General features: G+C 67.1%; 17 protein-coding genes. 4 read left to right on the forward strand and 13 right to left on the reverse strand.

All coding sequences use genetic code 11. The features are described 5' to 3' along the window. Positions 1-7: 7 nt before the first annotated feature. Positions 8-529, reverse strand: a complete 522-nt coding sequence (gene def, locus ACWPWT_RS18545; RefSeq protein ID WP_261267831.1) for a peptide deformylase — start codon at positions 527-529, stop codon at positions 8-10. Positions 530-574: 45 nt separating this feature from the next. Then, on the reverse strand, positions 575-1171 hold the full coding sequence (gene recR / locus ACWPWT_RS18550) for a recombination mediator RecR (RefSeq protein ID WP_261267832.1): 597 nt from the start codon (positions 1169-1171) through the stop codon (positions 575-577). 54 nt (positions 1172-1225) lie between these two features. Here recR and fmt point away from each other — a divergent pair, with 54 nt between their 5' ends. Next, positions 1226-2131 (forward strand): methionyl-tRNA formyltransferase, encoded by a 906-nt coding sequence (gene fmt / locus ACWPWT_RS18555; RefSeq protein WP_454280908.1) that lies wholly within the window; start codon positions 1226-1228, stop codon positions 2129-2131. After that, on the forward strand, positions 2128-2877 hold the full coding sequence (truA, locus tag ACWPWT_RS18560; RefSeq protein ID WP_454280909.1) for a tRNA pseudouridine(38-40) synthase TruA: 750 nt from the start codon (positions 2128-2130) through the stop codon (positions 2875-2877). The genes fmt and truA overlap by 4 nt, the downstream gene beginning before the upstream one ends. Here truA and ACWPWT_RS18565 read toward each other — a convergent pair. The 9 genes from ACWPWT_RS18565 to smpB all read right to left on the reverse strand — a co-directional run bounded on the left by ACWPWT_RS18565 (position 2859) and on the right by smpB (position 13777). Next, positions 2859-4055: a class I SAM-dependent RNA methyltransferase gene (locus ACWPWT_RS18565; protein ID WP_454280910.1), complete on the reverse strand. Its 1197-nt coding sequence runs from the start codon at positions 4053-4055 to the stop codon at positions 2859-2861. The two genes, truA and ACWPWT_RS18565, sit on opposite strands and share 19 nt — an antisense overlap. A 4-nt stretch (positions 4056-4059) precedes the next feature. Further along, positions 4060-5442, reverse strand: coding sequence for an NAD(P)H-hydrate dehydratase (locus ACWPWT_RS18570; protein ID WP_454280911.1), 1383 nt, complete (start codon positions 5440-5442; stop codon positions 4060-4062). After that, positions 5439-5822 carry a hypothetical protein gene (locus ACWPWT_RS18575; protein ID WP_454280912.1) on the reverse strand — a complete coding sequence of 128 codons (384 nt, stop codon included), beginning with the start codon at positions 5820-5822 and terminating at the stop codon, positions 5439-5441. Before ACWPWT_RS18575 ends, ACWPWT_RS18570 begins: the two co-directional genes overlap by 4 nt. Beyond that, a complete protein-coding gene (gene ilvD / locus ACWPWT_RS18580) occupies positions 5809-7530 on the reverse strand; it encodes a dihydroxy-acid dehydratase (RefSeq protein WP_261267838.1) in 1722 nt (573 codons plus the stop codon). Before ilvD ends, ACWPWT_RS18575 begins: the two co-directional genes overlap by 14 nt. A 151-nt stretch (positions 7531-7681) precedes the next feature. Further along, positions 7682-8032, reverse strand: coding sequence for a response regulator (locus ACWPWT_RS18585; protein WP_261267839.1), 351 nt, complete (start codon positions 8030-8032; stop codon positions 7682-7684). Between the two features lie 56 nt (positions 8033-8088). Continuing rightward, positions 8089-10494, reverse strand: a complete 2406-nt coding sequence (locus ACWPWT_RS18590) for a response regulator (protein WP_454280913.1) — start codon at positions 10492-10494, stop codon at positions 8089-8091. Between the two features lie 75 nt (positions 10495-10569). Beyond that, positions 10570-12627 (reverse strand): M13 family metallopeptidase, encoded by a 2058-nt coding sequence (locus ACWPWT_RS18595; RefSeq protein ID WP_454280914.1) that lies wholly within the window; start codon positions 12625-12627, stop codon positions 10570-10572. A 95-nt stretch (positions 12628-12722) separates the two neighbouring features. Next, positions 12723-13298 (reverse strand): DUF2062 domain-containing protein, encoded by a 576-nt coding sequence (locus ACWPWT_RS18600; protein WP_454280915.1) that lies wholly within the window; start codon positions 13296-13298, stop codon positions 12723-12725. Further along, entirely contained in the window at positions 13298-13777 is a 480-nt protein-coding gene (gene smpB / locus ACWPWT_RS18605; protein WP_261267843.1) for an SsrA-binding protein SmpB, read from the reverse strand. The genes ACWPWT_RS18600 and smpB overlap by 1 nt, the downstream gene beginning before the upstream one ends. A 142-nt stretch (positions 13778-13919) precedes the next feature. On the opposite strand from smpB, the gene ACWPWT_RS18610 reads away from it, so the two are divergent. After that, a complete protein-coding gene (locus ACWPWT_RS18610) occupies positions 13920-14810 on the forward strand; it encodes an endo alpha-1,4 polygalactosaminidase (protein WP_454280916.1) in 891 nt (296 codons plus the stop codon). Positions 14811-14820: 10 nt separating this feature from the next. Here the strand turns inward: ACWPWT_RS18610 and ACWPWT_RS18615 are convergent, their stop codons facing one another. Together ACWPWT_RS18615 and dapA are read right to left on the reverse strand one after the other, a co-directional pair. Next, the gene (locus ACWPWT_RS18615; RefSeq protein WP_261267845.1) at positions 14821-15153 is read right to left on the reverse strand and encodes a hypothetical protein; all 333 of its coding nucleotides are present in this window, start codon (positions 15151-15153) and stop codon (positions 14821-14823) included. A gap of 80 nt (positions 15154-15233) precedes the next feature. Beyond that, positions 15234-16133 (reverse strand): 4-hydroxy-tetrahydrodipicolinate synthase, encoded by a 900-nt coding sequence (gene dapA, locus ACWPWT_RS18620; protein ID WP_261267846.1) that lies wholly within the window; start codon positions 16131-16133, stop codon positions 15234-15236. A gap of 91 nt (positions 16134-16224) precedes the next feature. Here dapA and ACWPWT_RS18625 point away from each other — a divergent pair, with 91 nt between their 5' ends. Further along, positions 16225-18234: a transglycosylase SLT domain-containing protein gene (locus tag ACWPWT_RS18625; protein WP_454280917.1), complete on the forward strand. Its 2010-nt coding sequence runs from the start codon at positions 16225-16227 to the stop codon at positions 18232-18234. Positions 18235-18260 lie beyond the last annotated feature (26 nt).

Here is an 18260-nt window from a genome sequence, read left to right on the forward strand (position 1 = left end):
GCCGCGATCAGGCTTTGCGCAGCTTGCCCAGCTTGCGCATCAGCATGTCACGCTTCAACCGGCTGACATGATCGATGAACAATACGCCGTTCAAATGGTCGATCTCATGCTGCATACAGGTGGCGAGCAGGCCATCGAGTTCGGCCTCATGCGCGTCGCCCTTCTCGTCCAGCCATTTGACCTGGCAGCGCGCAGGCCGCTTCACCTCGGCATATTGCTCGGGGATGGACAGGCAGCCTTCATTATAGGTCGACAGCTCGTCGCTGACCGACAGGATTTCCGGATTGATATAGGCGCGCGGGTTCTTGACCGGCTTGCCCTCTTCATCCTCTTCCTCCTGAAGGTCGATGACGAGCACCCGCTTGTCGACGCCGACCTGGATCGCCGCCAGCCCGATGCCGTGCGCGTCATACATGGTGTCGATCATGTCGGTAACGAGCTGACGGATCGAGTCATCGACCGCCTCCACAGGCTTGGAGACGAGACGCAGGCGGGGGTCGGGAACTTCGACGATGGGAAGAATGGCCATGACGGTTTCGCTACGGTGCGGGCCGGGGACCGTCAAGACGGCGCATCAGACCACGGGACGCCGCGCCCGTAGCGCCTGTGCCAGCGTCCCCTCGTCCAGATAGTCGAGTTCGCCGCCGACCGGCAGGCCATGCGCGAGCTGGGTCACCCGCACCGGAAAACGCTCGATCCGCTCGGCGATGTAGTGGGCGGTGGTCTGGCCCTCCAGCGTGGCGTTCATCGCAAGCACGACCTCGTCGATGCCGCCTTCCTCGATCCGGCGGACCAGAGCGTCGATCGCCAGATCCTCGGGCCGCACGCCCTCCAGCGCCGACAGCCGTCCGCCCAGGACATGGAAGCGGCCGGGGAACAACCGCGACCGCTCCAGCGCCCAGAGGTCGGCGACCTCTTCCACCACGCACAAGGCACCCGCATCCCGCCGCGGATCGACACAGATGGCGCATGGATTGGCCGTGTCGATGTTGCCGCACACCGCGCAGGTTTCCAGCCGCTCCTCCACCGCGCTCAACGCCGACAGCAAAGGAGCCAACGCCGCCTCGCGCTTCTTGAGCAGGTGCAAAACCGCGCGCCGGGCCGACCGGGGGCCAAGGCCGGGAATACGCGCCAGCGCCTGGGTCAGCGCCTCGATCTCGGGGGATGCCATGATGAACAGATAGGGGCTTGCGCGCCATCCCGCCAGCGAAGAGAGACCTTCGCCATGCGGATCATCTTCATGGGTACGCCGGGCTTTGCCGTCCCGGTTCTGGACGCGCTGGCACGGGCCGGACACGACATCGTCGCCAGCTATAGCCAGCCGCCGCGTCCTGGCGGACGGCGCGGGCGGCAACTCGTCCCCTCGCCAGTCCAACAGGCGGCGGAGGCACTGAACATCCCCGTCCTGACGCCGGTCAGCCTGCGCCATGCGGAGGAGCAGGCGCGCTTTGCCGGGTTCGACGCGGATGTCGCGGTCGTGGCCGCCTATGGCCTGATCCTGCCGCCGCCGATCCTGGCCGCGCCGCGCCTGGGGTGCCTGAACGTGCATGGCTCGCTGCTGCCTCGCTGGCGCGGTGCCGCGCCGATCCAGCGCGCGATCCTGGCGGGGGACGCGGTGACGGGCGTCGGGATCATGCAGATGGAGGCGGGGCTGGATACCGGCCCGGTCCGGCTGGAGGGATCGACGCCGATCGGGCGCAAGACCACCGGCGAACTGACCGACGAACTGGCAGCGATGGGGGCCGAACTGATGGTCCGTGTGCTGGCCGATCCGGATCGCTATCCGGCACGGCCCCAGCCGGTCGAGGGCGTCACCTATGCCGCCAAGATCGACAAGGCGGAGACACGGATGGACTTTACGCGGGAAGCCGTCGAACTGGAGCGACAGGTTCGCGCCTTCCATCCCGCCCCCGGCGCCTGGTTCGAGCATCTGGGGGAGCGGATCAAGCTGCTGTCCGCCGACATCGAGAACGCATCGGGTGCGCCGGGAGAAGTTCTGGACGACCGGCTGACCATAGCGTGCGGCACGTCGGCCCTGCGCCCGCTAATCGTTCAGCGCGCGGGCCGTGGCGTGTCGAGCGCAGAGGAATTGCTGCGCGGCTTTGCGATCCCGGCGGGCACCCGGCTTTGACGCGCTTTGCCCTGACGGTCGAGTATGACGGGCGGCCCTTCATGGGCTGGCAGCGTCAGTCGCACGGACCCAGCGTCCAGCAGGCGCTGGAGGACGCCATCCATGCCGTGACGGGGGAGCGGACCGCCGTCCATGCGGCAGGACGGACCGATGCGGGCGTGCACGGGCTGGCGATGCGGGCGCATGTCGATATCGAAAAGGCGATCACGCCGTTTCGACTGATGGAGGCGATCAACGCCCGCGCCCGCCCCGCCCCCGTCGCGGTGCTGGAATGCGTCGAGGTCGCCGACGACTGGCATGCACGCTTTTCGTGCATCCGACGGTCCTATGAATATCGCATCGTCAACCGCCGAGCGCCGCTGACGCATGAAGCCGGGCTCGCCTGGCAAATTCCCCAGCCGCTGGACGAGGCCGCCATGGCCGATGCCGCGGGCCGGCTGGTCGGACGGCATGACTTCACCACCTTTCGCTCGGCGCATTGCCAGGCGGACAGCCCAGTGCGGACGCTGGACCTGCTATCGGTCGAGCGGGACGGGCCGCGGCTTCTTATCCGAGCGGCGGCCCGATCGTTCCTCCATCATCAGGTGCGGTCGATGGTCGGCTGCCTTGCGCTGGTCGGCATGGGCCGCTGGGCGCCCGACGATGTCGCGGCGGCACTGGCGGCGCGCGACCGGGCGCAACTGGGACTGAACGCGCCGTCCGACGGGCTGTTCTTCGTCCGGGCGGATTACCCGGACGAAGCCTGACGCACGAACCGCGCCGCCAGTTCGACATGGGTCGACCAGCGGAACTGGCCCACCGGCTGGACCCATTCGAGCTGCCATCCCTGATCGACCATCGCCCGCGCATCCCGCGCAAAGCTTGCCGGATTGCACGAAACATAGGCGACGGCACCGACATCGGCGCTGGCCAGCGCATCCGCCTGGTCCCGCGCCCCCGCACGCGGCGGATCGAGCACGATGGCGTCGAAACGGTCCAGCTCCGCCTTGGTCAGCGGGCGACGATACAGGTCGCGATGCTCTGCAAAGACCGGCCGCCGCTGCGCATTGGCGGCGCCCTTCAGCGACAGGATGGCATCCCGCGCGCCCTCCGCCGCATAGACCTTCCCCGGCAACGCGAGCGCGAAGGTGCCGAGCCCTGCGAACAGATCCGCCGTGGTGCGCGGTTGGCCGACCGCCTCCAGCACGGCGGCGACCAGGGCCGCCTCTCCGTCCGGCGTCGCCTGTAGAAAGGCACCGGGCGGCAGGGGGACGCCGATCCCGCCCAGGGTGATGGTCACCGGCTCCGGCTCCCACCGCGTCTCCGGGCCCAGCCCGTCATCGACCGAGAAGCGCGCGACGCCGTGCCGCTCGCAAAAGCCGATGATCGTCTCCGCCGCTTCCAGCCCGTCGGGCGAGAAGCCCGTGACCAGAATGTCCGCTCCCTGATCCGCCAGCGCCAGATGAACGTCGCCGCGCCGCTTGAACCCCAATCGCTGCAACAACGCCCGGAGCGGAGCGACCAGGGCGAAGAGCACCGGATCGAGGATATGGCATTCGGCGATGTCGACGATCGCGTGGCTCTTTTCCTCCGAAAAGCCGATCAGCACGCGGCCCCCCTTGGCCTCCGCATGAAGGGTCGCGCGCCTCCGGCTGCGTGGCGGCGACAGATGGGCGGGGCGCAGCGGGGCGGTCAGGCCCTGTGCGTCGAGGGCCGAGGCGATACGGTCGGTGACGAAGCCCGCATAGCTTTCGTCGTCCAGATGCTGAAGCTGACATCCGCCGCAACGTGGGAAATGGCCGCAGGGAGGCGTCCGGTGATGCGGGCCGGGCGTGATCGTGCCGTCCGCCGAAAGAATATCGCCGGGCGCGGCAAGGGCGGCATGTCGCCCGTTCTCGGTCACGCCATCGCCTCGGGCGGCGACGCGGATGATGGTATCGCTCATGCGATCAGCCTCTGACGGCGGAAAGCGCGTCTGCCAAGTCGTCCGCGATGAAAGCCTTGCCGCACGCCCGCGCGGCCTGGGCGTGGAGCCAGACCCCCGCCTCTGCCGCCGCCAGCGGATCGAGGCCGGCCGCCAGCATCGCGCCGACCGCGCCGGCCAGCACATCGCCGGTCCCGGCAGTCGACAACCACGGACTGGCTTCCGGGCACAGGATCGCGCGGCCATCGGGGGCCGCTATGACCGTATCCGCGCCCTTATGAACGACGGTCGCGCCGCTGCGCTCGGCGGCGCGGAGTGTCGCGGCCAGCTTGCCACCGCTCGTGTCTGCGAACAGATGCGCGAACTCGCCGCCATGCGGGGTCAGAATCTTCGGTCCGTCATGCCGGTGTAGACGCTCGACATCGATCAGCCGAAGCGCGTCGCCATCGATGACAAGAGGCCGTCCGCTCGCCAGCGCCGCCTCCAGGCGATCGCGGGCCTGGTCATCGCGCCCCAGCCCCGGTCCGACAACGATCGCGCCGATTCGCTCCTCGGCCAAAGCGTCCGGCGAAAAGGCGCGTCGGACAATGGCATGGGGCTGCGCCGGGCCCGGCGGGGCCGCGCTGGCGAGATGGAGGACATAACCCGCCCCGGCGCGCAACGCCGCCACCGCCGCCAGTTCCGATGCGCCCGACATGCTTCCGGCCACGACGGCGACCATCCCGCGGCTATATTTGTGCGACGTCGCATCGGGCTCGGGCAGATCGGGCCGCGTCATCGCGCGGACTTTGCCGGACACCGGCACCCCGATCTCGATCAACCGGACCTGCCCGACCCGCGCGGCGGCGGGCTGAAGCAGATGCGAAGGCTTCACCGCCCCAAGCGCCAGCGTGACGTCGAAAATCGGTACATCGCCGAACAGCGCGCCGTCGTCGCTCGACACGCCACTGGGCAGATCGACCGCGATGCTCAGCCAGGCCGCCGCCGTCAGTCGGGACAGCGCGGACGCGACCGCCGCGTCGGGCGCGCGGGAAAGACCGGTGCCGAATATCGCGTCGACCAGAATGGGGGCGGGTTTGGCGTCGGCCAATGGCTCGACCGGACCGTCCCAGCCCGCTCTGGCACGACGCGCCCCGTTGCCGCGTGGCTCGTCGCTGGCTGCGACGCGAACCGTCAGCCCCTGCTCGCGCAACAGGGTCGCCGCGATATAGCCGTCGCCGCCGTTATTGCCGGGCCCGCACAGGATCAGCAGCTCGCGCCCGCCCGCCAGTCTTGCCACCTCCCGCGCGATCCCGGCCCCGGCGCGGTCCATCAATTCCGCTTCCGAACTGCCATCGGCGATGGCTTGCCCTTCCGCAGCCCGCATCTGTGCAGCGGTCAGAATCGGGCGACCATCGATCGGGATCATCGTCCACCGACCGTTGCGGGCAGGCGATAACGGTCGTCGCCGACCCGCACCTCGATCTGATCGCCACCAGCGATCGAAACCAGCGCCGGCAGCGCCCCGTCCGCGCTGGCGACGCCATGGCCGTCCTGGGTCACGCGTAGCCGCCGGAAACCGCCATCGCCATGCCGCAGGGTCAGAACCACCGCGTCACCCGCGGCCGATTGCTCCACCGTACAGTCGCGGCGGAAAGCTTGCGCTCCACCCAACGCGCATTCGATCGGCAGGCTCCGCTGCTCGGCGGCGGGGGCATCGGATGGCTCCGTCCCCTGCCCGCCCTGTTCGCCCGAACAGCCGGCCAGCGCCAGAGCGCCGGCCAGCGGCAGCCAATCAGATGTCCGCATAGACATGGCGCTCGCTCTTGGCGCCGGGATGGGTGACCGCGCCCTGATGCGCGGGGCCGACATTCTGGGCATAGCGCCACAACACGCCCGCCTGGTAATCGTTCACCCGCGGGGTCCAGCGCGCGCGACGCTCGTCCAGCACCGAGGGCTCGACGGCCAGGTCGATGGTGCCCGCCTCCGCATCGATGCGGATGACGTCGCCATTCTCGACCAGCGCGATCGGACCGCAATCGGCAGCTTCCGGGCCGACATGGCCGATGCAGAAACCACGCGTGCCGCCCGAGAAACGGCCATCGGTGATCAGCGCCACCTTCTCGCCCAGCCCCTGTCCATAGAGCGCGGCGGTGGTCGACAGCATCTCGCGCATGCCGGGGCCGCCCTTGGGCCCTTCATAGCGGATGACGACCACGGTGCCCTCGGTGATGGCGCGGGCCTCGACCGCGGCGAACGCCTCTTCCTCGCAATCGAAGACCCGTGCGGTGCCTTCGAACTGCAGGCGCTTCATGCCCGCGACCTTCACGATCGCTCCTTCAGGCGCCAGCGACCCGCGCAGGCCCACCACGCCGCCGGTCGGCGACAGCGGCGTCTTCACGTCGTAGATGACCTTCTGATCGGGGTTCCAGGTGACCTCATCGATATTCTCGGCCAGCGTCTTGCCGGTCACGGTGATGCAATCGCCATGCAGGTAACCGCCCGCCAGCAGCGTCTTCATCAGCATATAGACGCCGCCCGCCTCGTACATGTCCTTGGCGACATAGCGGCCGCCGGGCTTGAGGTCGGCGATATAGGGCGTGGTCTTGAAGATTTCGGCCACATCGAACAGATCGAAGTCGATGCCCGCTTCGTTCGCCATCGCAGGCAGGTGAAGCCCGGCATTGGTCGAACCGCCGGTCGCGGCGACGACGCGCGCGGCATTTTCGAACGCCTCGCGGGTGCAGATGTCACGCGGGCGCAGGTTGCGCGCGACCAGCTCCATCACCTGCTCGCCCGCCGCCTCGGCAATGCCGTGACGGTCGAGGAAGGGTGCGGGCATCATGTTGCTGTTGGGCAGCGACAGGCCGATGGCTTCGCCCACGCACGCCATGGTGTTGGCGGTGAACTGGCCGCCGCACGCACCGTGGCCGGGACAGGCGACCTTTTCCAGCGCGATCAGGTCATGGAGCGGGCAATTGCCCGCCGCATGCTGGCCCACCGCCTCGAACACATCGACCACGGTCACGTCGCGGTCATGGTGCCGACCGGGCAGGATCGAGCCGCCATAGACGAAGATCGACGGCACGTTCAGGCGCAGCATCGCCATCATCATGCCGGGCAACGACTTGTCGCACCCCGCAAAGCCGACCAGCGCGTCATAGCAATGGCCACGCACCGAAAGTTCGACCGAATCGGCGATCACCTCGCGGCTGACCAGCGAGGACTTCATCCCCTGATGGCCCATCGCGATGCCGTCGGTGACGGTGATGGTGTTGAACCGGCGCGGCATTCCGCCGCCACGGATCACCCCGCCCTGCGCGGCGTCCGCCTGCGCATCGAGCGTCGTGTTGCACGGGGCTGAGTTGTTCCCCGCACTCGCCAGCGCGACGAACGGCTTGGCGATATCCTCTTCCTGGATACCCATCGCGTAATAATAGCTGCGATGCGGAGCGCGTTCTGGGCCGACGGAAACGTGGCGAGACGGCAGGCGGGACTTATCGAATTGGCGTGTCATGGCGCAGGCCTATGTCGCCAGACGGGGCTTTGACGCAAGCAAATTTCGCAACGCGGGCATTGCGCGCCTATGAAGCGAGAGGTGGCCCGCTCCCTTCACCGCTGCGTCGCGGCGCCTCCCTCCCCATGGGAGATGGGGAGGAATAGAAAGGTCAAAGCGAGCCGAGCGCCTTGGCCACACCGTCCATGGTGAACGGCTTTTGCAGGCGCGGACGGTCGCGGAACCGCTCGTCCACCGAATCGTCCGACCCGCCGGTGGCGAAGACGAAGGGAACGCCGCGCTCGGCCAACGCTTCGGCGACGGGGGTGCTCTTCTGGCCGCCGCGCAGGTTGACGTCGAGAATGGCGGCGTCGATACCGCCCTGAGCCACCCGCGCCAGCGCGTCATCGACGCTGTCGACGGTGCCCGCGACCTGTTTGTCGAGGACGTCCAGGAAATCCTCGAGCATCATGGCGATCAGGGGTTCGTCCTCGACGATGAGGATTTGCACGGGCTCTGTCATCGGCACCGCCATACCATGGTTTGCGCCGTCCGCCAGCCGCTTGTTACGAACCGGCGTTAAGCCACCGGACCGCGCGACAGAGCCGCCTGGGTCGCTTCGGCCAGATCCTGCACGGAGAAGGGCTTGGGCAGGAAACCGACATTGGGCAGCGTGATCGACTTTCGGAGCTGTTCCTCGGCATAGCCCGACATGAACAGGACGGCGAGGTCGGGATAGCGTTTGCGAACGATGCCGACCATCGTCGGGCCGTCCATGGTCGGCATGACCACGTCGGAGATCAGCAGGTCTGGCTTGCCATGCTTGTCCAGCAGCTCCAACGCGGCCTCGCCATTCTCGGCCGCGATCACCGTATAGCCCTGTCGCGACAAGGCGCGCTCCGCGACCGCGCGGACCATGTCCTCATCCTCGACCAGCAGGATCGTGCCCGATCCCCATGGCGTGGCCGCGCGGGCGGCTGGCTTTTCGGGACTGGACTTGGCCGTCGGCATGGCGGGTGCGGCGTGGACCGGCAGATAAATGGAGAATTTGGCTCCCCCGCCCGACGGCGAATCGGCGAAGATATAGCCCCCCGACTGTTTGATGATGCCGTACACGGTCGACAGGCCTAGCCCGGTCCCCTTGCCCAGCTCCTTCGTGGTGAAAAAGGGCTCGAATATCTTGGGCAGGATTTCGGGGGGGATGCCCGTCCCGTTGTCGCTGATCGTCAGTGCGGTGTAATCGGCCGCAGGGAGGATGTCATTGCCCATCGCGCGGACGTCGGCCATCGACACCGCCCGAGTCTGAATTGTCAGGATGCCGCCGCCTGCCGGTTCATTCTCCAGGATCGCGTCGCGCGCATTGACCGCCAGATTGACGACGACCTGCTCCAACTGCCCCGGATCGGCGCGGACCGGGCCCAGGTTGCGGCCATGGCTGACATTCAGCCGCACCCGTTCGCCCAGCAGGCGCTTGAGCAGGTTCGACACTTCCGACACGACATCGGGCAATTGCAGGATCTGGGGCCGCAACGTCTGCTGACGCGAAAAGGCGAGCAACTGCCGCGTCAGGCTGGCCGCGCGGTTGGAATTGGTGCGGATCTGCTGAATATCGTCATAGTCGCTGTCACCGGGCGAATGACGCATCAGCATCAGGTCGCAATGCCCGATGATCGCGGTCAGGATATTGTTGAAGTCGTGCGCGACGCCGCCCGCCAACTGGCCGACCGCCTGCATCTTGGTCGCCTGCGCCACTTCGCGCTTCAGGCGGCTTTCCTCCGAATTGTCCTTGAGGCTGAGCAGCACCGCCGCATCGCCCAGCCCGCGCGCACCGGCGATGGTCAGCGCGACGGGCTCTTCCGGATGATCCTTCAGGCGGACGGCCATATCGGCGGAGTGGGTCGCCCCCCCGGCAAAGCGTCGGATCGCATCGGCCACCGCCGCCTTGTCCTCGCGCACCACCAGATCGCCCGGATAGAGAGGCGGGGTCGTCCCCTTCACCCCGGCGGCGCGCATGAACGCGGAATTCATCTGGAGGAAGCGACCGTCGCGGTCCACCAGCGCGATACCGAATGGCATCAGCGAGACGAGGCCACGCACATGGCTGCCCGCGCTCGCCCCCACGGGCGCGACGAGCCGCTCGTCCTCGTCGAGCAGCACGACCAGCATCGGTGCGGCCTCGCCCTCGACAAAGGGAATTTGCAGGATGCGCAAGGGCCGGCCATCGCCCTTGCCGGCCTCGGCAGCGAAGCGGACCTGACCGGCGGGATCGTGCATCAGGAACGTCGCAAAGTCCCGGCCCACGATCGAGAGCATCTCGCCGCCCATCGCCCGGGCGCACAGCACGCGGTTGGCGGCGCGGACGCGACCGTCGGGGGCGATCAACGCCGCCATGATCCCCGCCGCCCCCAATCGGTCGCCCTGGATGCCGCCGATCAGCCGCTCGACCGATTCGGCCAGATCCTGTTCCTGCGCCACCGCGAACCGCCAGACGAGCAGATCGGCCTCGTCCCCCGCACGCGTCACCAGCACCGACAATTCAGTGCCCATCACCGCGATCCGGTCCGCGCGGCCCAGCCCGTCGCGCCACGCCGTCCGCCCAGCCTGCGCCAGCGCCTCGACCGATGGCTGGTCGAGCGGCACGCCCGGCGGGGTCGGCATCATGGGGAAGAGCGAGGCATAGGCGTCGTTGGCGCAAACCAGTCGCCCCGCCCGGTCGGTCACCGCGATTGCATCATGGCTGGCATCGGCGACGACGCGCGCGAAATCCCAATCGACGCTTCGCCGCGTCTGCTCGACCTGCGGGGCCAGCACGCGCCAGACGACGATCAGCCCGAAGGCGAGCAACGCGACCGCCAGAAAACCCGCCGCGACGATCCAGTTGCCGATCGCCAGGAATAGCAGCGCCGCCGCCCCCGCCCCGCTGAGGAGCGATACGAAGCCCGCGATGCGGACGGGGGTAAATCTTTCGGGAGACGCAATCGCCATGATGAAACTCTTCATCCGGCGACCCGGCACGGGTCAAGCGCGATCCTGCGCCCGAGTGCGTCTCCCGACAGAACGTTACCAGATACGCACGCGCTGTTCGGGCGTCAGCGCCATCTTGTCAGTCGGCTGCACCTTGAACGCCGCATACCAGGGATCGAGGTTGCGCACGGTCAGCACGCGCTCATGTCCCGGCGAATGCGGGTCCGAGAGCAGCGCCTGGCGCAGCGCCGGTTCGCGCCACTTGGTCCGCCACACCTGCGCCCAGCCATAATAGAAGCGCTGGTCGCCGGTCGTGCCGTCGATCACCGGCGCGGGCTTGCCGCCCAGCGACTTGCGATAGGCATCGAGCGCGACGGTCAGCCCCGCCAGGTCGGCGATATTCTCGCCGAGCGTCAATTCGCCCTGAACATGCTGGCCCGCCAGCGGCTCATATCCGTCATATTGCTTCACCAGCTTGTCGGTGAAGGTCTTGAACCGCGCCACGTCCTGCTCGGTCCACCAGTCGGTCAGCTTGCCGGTCGCGTCGTATTTGCGACCCTGATCGTCGAAATGGTGGCTGATCTCATGCCCGATCACCGCGCCGATACCGCCATAATTGACCGCCGGATCGGCCTTGGGATCGAAGAAGGGCGGCTGGAGGATCGCCGCCGGGAACACGATCTCGTTCATCGGTGGGTTGGCATAGGCGTTGATCGTCATCGGCGTCATGAACCATTCGCCGCGATCGATCGGCTGGCCCAGCTTCTTCAGGTCACGCTGGAACTCGAAGGCATTGGCGCGCGCGACATTGCCGACCAGATCGCCCCGCTGGATGGTCAGCGCGGAATAATCCTTCCACTTGTCGGGATAGCCGATCTTGGGCGTGAAGGCGGCCAGTTTGGCCAGCGCCTTCTGCTTGGTCTCGGGCGCCATCCATTCCAGATTGCGCAGCCGGTCGCCCATTGCGGCGATCAGATTCTTGACCAAGGCGTCGGCGGCGGCCTTCGATTCGGGCGGGAAATATTTGGCGACATATTGCTTGCCGACTTCCTCGCCCAGACCGTCGGACACGAGGTTCACGCCCCGCTTCCACCGCGCCTGCTGCTGCGGCGTACCCGACAGGGTGGTGCCGTAAAAGGCGAAGTTGGTCTTGTCGAAATCGCTCGACAGATAACCCGCATAGCTGCGCAGCACCTTGAGCATCGCATAGTCCTGAAGGACGTTCAGCGGCGTCTCGCTATACAGCTTGGCTTCGCCGGTGATCGCGCTCGGCTGGGCCACCAGATAGGCGGGGCGGCCCGCGACGCCCAGCGTCTGCATATATTGCGCCCAGGGGAAGCCAGGCGCCTTGGCGGCGAAGTCCGATGCCAGCCACTTGTTATAGGTCTTGTCCGCGTCGCGGCTTTCGATCCGGGTCCAATGGACGTTCGCCATCGCCTTTTCGAAATTGAACACCGCCGCCGCGCGCGCCTCGGCATTCGGCTCACCCGCCAGCGTCAGCATCCGTGCGAGATAGGCCTGATAGGCGGTGCGGATCGTCGCCAGCTTGGCATCGTCCTTCAGATAATAGTCGCGGTCGGGCAGACCCAGACCGCTCTGGCCGAAGTTCGGAATATAGGTGTCGGGGGCCTTGTCGTCCTGACCGATATAGACGCCGAACGGCGAGCCGACGCCCTGCCGTTGAAGCTTGGCCATCTCGATCGCCAGCGCGTCGCGGCTCTTGGTCGCCTTGATGGCGCTCAGCCACGGCTTGACCGGGGTCGCCCCCTTCGCATTGACGGCGGCCTCGTCCATGAAGCTGGCGTAGAAGTCGCCCGCCTTGTTGCCCGGCTGCTTGGTCGCCTCGTCCAGAATCGTGCGGGTCTGCTCCAGCGAGCGATCCTGCAGGACATGGAACATGCCGTAGGACGAGCGATCGGCGGGGATCGTCGTGCTCTTATACCAGGTGCCGTTCGAATAATCGAAAAAGTCGTCGCCCGGCTTCACCGCCGTATCGCGGCCCGCCATGTCGAAACCGAAATCCCCGATTTCGGGACCGTTCTTAGCATTGGGCTTGACCGGGCCGACAGCGGCCTTGTCGACGGGGTTCGCAGTCTGGGCCATGACGGGGGAAATGGCGGTCGTAAGAAGAGCGGCGATCAGCAGAGAGCGCATCTGAATTCCCGAAAAGGAGATGGATGCGGCTGTTGTAGCGAGCCGATACGCCCAGTCAAACCGTTAGAAAGTCACGTCAAACCGCGATACCGCTATCAGATTGCCGCGCTTTTCCGTCGGTTACGCCATTTGCGCGCGATCCATAGCCGCCATCCCAGCGCCGATCCGGCATAGCCGATCACCGCGCAGGATGCGGTCAGCACGCACAGTCCAAGGCCGAAGGCGGGTCCCTGCTCCCAAAGCCAGTGAAAGGCGCTCAGCGCCCATTGCAGCCATCCGGTCGCGGCCTCGGCCACCGGCTGGGTATTGAGCGGCGTCTCGCTCCGCAGCAGGAAGGTGCCGATGCGATAGGCGATCAACCACAATATCGGCGTGGTCAGCGGGTTGGTGATGAAGGTGGTCAGTGCCGCGACGGGCACATTGGCGCGAAAGGGCAGCGCGAAGACCGCCGCGATCGCGATCTGCGCCAGCGGGAACAGAAACCCCGCCACCACGCCCAGCGCGACGCCGCGCGGCACCGATCGCCGGGTGAAGCGCCACAATTCGGGCGCGAGCACGCGGTGCGCGACCGGCCGCAACAGCCGGTTCTTCTCCATCGAATCGCGGGTCGGCATATTGCGCCGGACCCAGGCCAGAGAGCGGCCCCACATGGTGGGCGCAGCCGAGGCCATCAGCCGCGATCGCGCAGGATACGGCCCTGCTCACGCTTCCAATCGCGTTCCTTGATCGCATCGCGCTTGTCGTGCGCCTTCTTGCCCTTCGCCAACGCCAGCTCCACCTTCGCGCGACCGCGCGAATTGAAATAGATCATCAGCGGCACCAGGGTCATGCCCTCGCGCGCCACCGCTCCATGCAGCTTGTTTATCTCGCGCTCATGAAGGAGCAATTTACGCGGGCGCTTCGCCTCGTGGTTGAAGCGGTTACCATGGCTGAATTCCGGAACGTTGGAATTGACCAGCCACACCTCCTCGCCGCGAACCTCGGCATAGGCCTCGGCGATCGAACCCTCGCCGAAGCGAAGGGACTTCACCTCGGTCCCGGTCAGGGCGATACCGGCCTCATAGGTCGTCTCGATCGCATAATCAAAACGGGCACGCCGGTTCTCGGCGACGATCTTCTTCTTGTCGAAGGTTTGGGGTTTCGGGCGCATGGACGCGTCGATGTAGGCGCTTGGACCGCGCATGAAAAGCCGCTGCCGTCGCCATTGTCCCGTTTCCGACCTTTGCCCTTCCCGCCAGGGCCGCCGGGGCTGGCAAGCACTGCCGCTTTGTCGCAGAGCAGCCGCGATGGGCATGACGTGCATATTCCGCTGGGCCATGCCCTGTATCGCGATGACGATGGCGACCGCTTGCGGCGGCGGCGGCACGGGGGACGATGCGGAGGCGGCCCCGATCGTCTCCGCCAGCCCGACGCCGCAACCCTCGCCCTCTCCGACAGCAAGCGCTTCCGCGGCGACCTGGTGGCGTCCCAACCGGGCGACGAGCTGGCAGTGGCAATTGAGCGGTCCGCTGAACACCGGCTATGCCGTCGCCGCCTATGACATCGACCTGTTCGATACGAACGCCGCGACCATCGCCGATCTGCATCGTCAGGGCCGAAAGGTCATCTGCTATTTCTCGGCCGGCAGTTCGGAGGATTGGCGGCCCGATGATGGCCAGTTCGCATCCGGCGATCGCGGCAGGGCGCTGGACGGATGGGCTGGCGAGCGCTGGCTCCGGATCGATTCGGCATCGGTGCGGAAGGTCATGACAGCCCGCCTCGATCTGGCGCGGAGCAAGGGGTGTGACGCGGTCGAGCCCGACAATGTCGATGGCTATGCGAACGACAACGGGCTGGGCCTGACCGCCGCGATGCAGCTCGACTATAACCGCTTCCTCGCCACCCAGGCACATGCGCGCGGACTGGCGATCGGGTTGAAGAACGACCCCGACCAATTGGCCGTCCTGCAACCCGCCTTCGACTTCGCGGTGAACGAGCAATGCCATGAATATGCCGAATGCGCGGGCTATTCGGTGTTTCTCGACGCCGGAAAGCCGGTGTTCGTCGCCGAATATGCCCAACGCTATCGCGACGACAGTGGGGGCGCACGGGACGCCCTGTGCGCTGCCTCCCGCAACCAGGGGGTGCGCACGCTGGTGCTCGCGGTGAAGCTGGACGACAGCTATCGCTTCAGTTGCGACTGACGGCTGCACCTCATTCCTTGCGGCGACCGCCCAGCGGGATCTTCAGGCGAACCATCGCCCGGTTGCTGACGAAGCCGCCGACCGAGCCCTGCTCGGTCTCGGCCGACAGCGTGCCGACGCCCGGAATGTCGGTCCGCGCCTGGGGCAAGGTCAGCGGCGAGGAATAATCGCGCACGCTGGGGATACGATACGCATCCGACGGCTTGGCGCAGACGATCACATCGTCGCTTCCGCCATCCTCCGCCACGGGGCAGCGCCGCGCGGTGGCGGGCTGGCGCGGCTTGGGCAAGACGGGCCCTGCCACCGCGCCAGACTGCAACGCGATCATCACGACCATCCACATCGGCCCGTCTCCCTGCGCATCCCCCGACCGGGGGACGACGCCGATGCTGGATCAGGAATGCGGCGGAAGCGGGGCCGGCTTCAGATCAGCCCGGCATGGGCCAGCGCGGCATCGACCTGGGCCCGAGCCGCCTCGGACGGCCACGTCATCGGCAGGCGAACGCCGACCGGGAAATGCGGCAAAATCCGGCTGAGCGCATATTTCACCGGCCCCGGCGATGCATCGGCGAACATCGCCTCGTGGAGCGGGAAGAGCCGGTCGTGCAATTCCAATGCACGCGCCATGTCTCCGTTCGCACAGGCCGCCTGGAACTCGGCGCACAGGCGCGGCGCGACATTGGCGGTCACCGAGATGCAGCCGACCCCGCCCATCGCGTTGAAGGCGAGCGACAGATCGTCATTGCCCGAAAGCTGGCAGAAATCGGCGCCCAGCGCGCCGCGATGATGCGACACGCGGGCCAGCACACCGCTGGCATCCTTGACGCCGACAAAGACCTCGGGCGCGGATTGGACGATGCGGATCAGCGTCGCGGGCTGAATGTCGGTCACCGTGCGGCCCGGCACATTGTACAGCACGATGGGCAGCGGCGCGTCCTTGGCCAGTTCGGCGAAGTGGCGGGCGATCCCCTCCTGGCTCGGGCGATTATAATAAGGCGGAACCATCAGGGCGGCATCCGCGCCGGCCTGTTGCGCTGCCTTCATATTCTCGATCGCGACGATGGTGTCGTTGGACCCCGCACCCGCGATCACCGGCACCCGGCCGCGTGCCTGGTCGACGCAGACGCGCACGACGTGGAAATGCTCGTCCTTGGGCATGGTCGCCGCCTCGCCCGTCGTGCCGCACGCGACCAGCGCCGACGAACCCTCGGCAATCTGCCATTCGACGAAATCCCGGAATTTCGCCTCGTCAAATGCTCCGCCGACATGATCGCCCTGATCGTCGAACGGCGTCACAAGCGCCGGAATGGACCCTGAAAACATGAGAGGAAATGCGCTCCTGCTGCGCCGAAATTCGCGCGGATAAGGGAATTTGTTCAGGACATGTACGGGTAGAGTCCCTATCCTGTCCACCATGATGGCATTGACGAAGGCGGGGGCGATCCTCGCGACACTGGCGGGCACCATGGTCTCCTCGGGCGGGCAGGATCAGCTCGACCGCTATCGTACCCAAATGGCGAATATGAGCCCCAGCCAAAGCACCCAGGGAATGCCCAGCGCCGCCGACGGCGCGATCGCCGCGGCGCTGGCGCAGTGGCGCGCGCTGCAACAGACCGATTCGCTGCCCTTCGACAGCTATGCCGGCTTCCTGATGGCGCATCCCGGCTGGCCGGGCGAGGCGGGCAACCGCCGCGCTGCCGAACGGCAGGCGACGAACTTCACCGCCGCACCGTCGAGCATCGTCGCCTATTTCCGACGCTATCCGCCCTTATCGGCCGCGGGCGGCGTCGCCTATGCCCGCGCCCTGCTCGCCACCGGAGCGCCCGGCGAAGCGGCACAGGCGGCGCGCATGGCCTGGCGACGCGGCACCCTGTCACCGACCGACGAAGCGCTGGTCATGTCGACCTTCGCCTCCTCGCTGACGCCCGAGGATCACGACGCACGGATGGACTCGCTGCTGTGGAGCGGACAGACCAGCGCGGCGGCGCGTCAGCTCGGCTATACCAGCGCCGCGCGGCGGCCGGTCTTTGCGGCGCGCCTCGCCTTCCGCACCAAATCGGCGGATGCGGCCAGCCTGTCCGCCTCGACCGCCGAACTCTACGCCAATGATGCCGGCTATGTCGCCGACCGGGCCATGTGGCTGCGCGACACGGGCGACAGCCTGACCGCGCGGTCCTGGCTCGCACGGACGCGCCAATTGACCGTGCGGCCCGGCAATGTCGAGAAATTCTATGAGGCGCTGCTCGTCAACGGCCGCGCCGCGGCGTCCGACAACCAGCTTCAGACCGCCTATGACATCGCTCGCCAGGTGGACGATGCCTATCCGGCGGGGACCGACGTCTCGACCAAGGCTTATGGCGAGCGCGACGACTATACCAGCCTGGTCTGGCTGGCGGGGCAGAGCGCGATGAAGCTGGCCAGGCCTGCCGATGCGATGACCCTGTTCGACCGCTATGGTCGTGGCAGCCAGTCGCCGCAGACGCGCGCCAAGGGCTTTTACTGGGCGGGTCGCGCGGCCGAGGCGGCCGGGCGTTCCACCGATGCCGCAGGCTTCTATGCCCGCGCGGCGCAGTATCGCGATCAGTTCTATGGGCAGCTGGCATTGGAGCGCACCGGCCGGCCGCTGGTCGCGCCGCCCGCCATCGCCGCGACCAACGTTCCTCCCGCCACCCGCGCCGCATTCGACGCCCGCGAAACCGTGCGCGCCGCCAAGTTCCTGGGGCAGATCGGCCAGTGGCAGGATCAGAGCGCCTTCGTCCGCCAGATCGCCGCCGATGCCGAAAGCGAGAGCGATCACCTGCTCGCCGCCGATCTGTCGCGGACGATCAACCGCCCCGATCTGGCGGTGATGGTCGGGCGCAGTGCGATGCAGAACGGGCTGACCGACTATTCGGCCGCCGGCTTCCCGGTCGTGCCGGTGCCGTCGGGCTATGAATCGAGCTGGACGATCATCCATGCGATCGCGCGGCAGGAGAGCCAGTTCGACCGCGCGGCCGTCAGCCATGCGGGCGCGCGCGGACTGATGCAGTTGATGCCCGCCACCGCCGCCGAACAGTCGGGCAAGATCGGCCTGGCTTACTCGCCCGCATCGCTGACCACCGATCCCAACCTGTCGATCCAGCTGGGCGCGAGCTATTTCGAGCGGATCCGCAACAATTTCGGCAGCTATCCGCTTGCCATCGCGGCCTATAATGCGGGCGGCGGCAATGTGAACAAATGGCTGCGGCTGAATGGCGATCCCCGGACAGGCGCGGTCGACATCGTCGATTGGATCGAGGCGATCCCGTATATGGAAACGCGCAATTACGTTCAGCGCGTGCTGGAGAATGCGGTCGTCTATGACCTGATGAACCCCGCCCGCGCCACCAGCCGGGGACCGGCGCCGCTTAGCTGGTATCTGGGCAAGTCGTCGCGGCCGGGTTGATCGCGGCGGCATAGGGAATAGAGGGG

The sequence above is a fragment of the Sphingomonas sp. Marseille-Q8236 genome (genome assembly GCF_965112005.1).

Excerpts from the sequence above, each read along its gene's own strand:
- fmt (WP_454280908.1), top strand. The coding sequence starts at position 1,226 with ATGCGGATCATCTTCATGGGTACGCCGGGCTTTGCCGTCCCGGTTCTG.
- ACWPWT_RS18595 (WP_454280914.1), bottom strand. The coding sequence starts at position 12,627 with ATGCGCTCTCTGCTGATCGCCGCTCTTCTTACGACCGCCATTTCCCCC.
- ACWPWT_RS18585 (WP_261267839.1), bottom strand. The coding sequence starts at position 8,032 with ATGACAGAGCCCGTGCAAATCCTCATCGTCGAGGACGAACCCCTGATC.
- recR (WP_261267832.1), bottom strand. The coding sequence starts at position 1,171 with ATGGCATCCCCCGAGATCGAGGCGCTGACCCAGGCGCTGGCGCGTATT.
- ilvD (WP_261267838.1), bottom strand. The coding sequence starts at position 7,530 with ATGACACGCCAATTCGATAAGTCCCGCCTGCCGTCTCGCCACGTTTCC.
- ACWPWT_RS18615 (WP_261267845.1), bottom strand. The coding sequence starts at position 15,153 with ATGTGGATGGTCGTGATGATCGCGTTGCAGTCTGGCGCGGTGGCAGGG.
- ACWPWT_RS18570 (WP_454280911.1), bottom strand. The coding sequence starts at position 5,442 with ATGATCCCGATCGATGGTCGCCCGATTCTGACCGCTGCACAGATGCGG.
- smpB (WP_261267843.1), bottom strand. The coding sequence starts at position 13,777 with ATGCGCCCGAAACCCCAAACCTTCGACAAGAAGAAGATCGTCGCCGAG.
- ACWPWT_RS18565 (WP_454280910.1), bottom strand. The coding sequence starts at position 4,055 with ATGAGCGATACCATCATCCGCGTCGCCGCCCGAGGCGATGGCGTGACC.
- def (WP_261267831.1), bottom strand. The coding sequence starts at position 529 with ATGGCCATTCTTCCCATCGTCGAAGTTCCCGACCCCCGCCTGCGTCTC.
- dapA (WP_261267846.1), bottom strand. The coding sequence starts at position 16,133 with ATGTTTTCAGGGTCCATTCCGGCGCTTGTGACGCCGTTCGACGATCAG.
- ACWPWT_RS18600 (WP_454280915.1), bottom strand. The coding sequence starts at position 13,298 with ATGGCCTCGGCTGCGCCCACCATGTGGGGCCGCTCTCTGGCCTGGGTC.
- ACWPWT_RS18575 (WP_454280912.1), bottom strand. The coding sequence starts at position 5,822 with ATGCGGACATCTGATTGGCTGCCGCTGGCCGGCGCTCTGGCGCTGGCC.
- ACWPWT_RS18610 (WP_454280916.1), top strand. The coding sequence starts at position 13,920 with ATGACGTGCATATTCCGCTGGGCCATGCCCTGTATCGCGATGACGATG.
- ACWPWT_RS18625 (WP_454280917.1), top strand. The coding sequence starts at position 16,225 with ATGATGGCATTGACGAAGGCGGGGGCGATCCTCGCGACACTGGCGGGC.
- ACWPWT_RS18590 (WP_454280913.1), bottom strand. The coding sequence starts at position 10,494 with ATGGCGATTGCGTCTCCCGAAAGATTTACCCCCGTCCGCATCGCGGGC.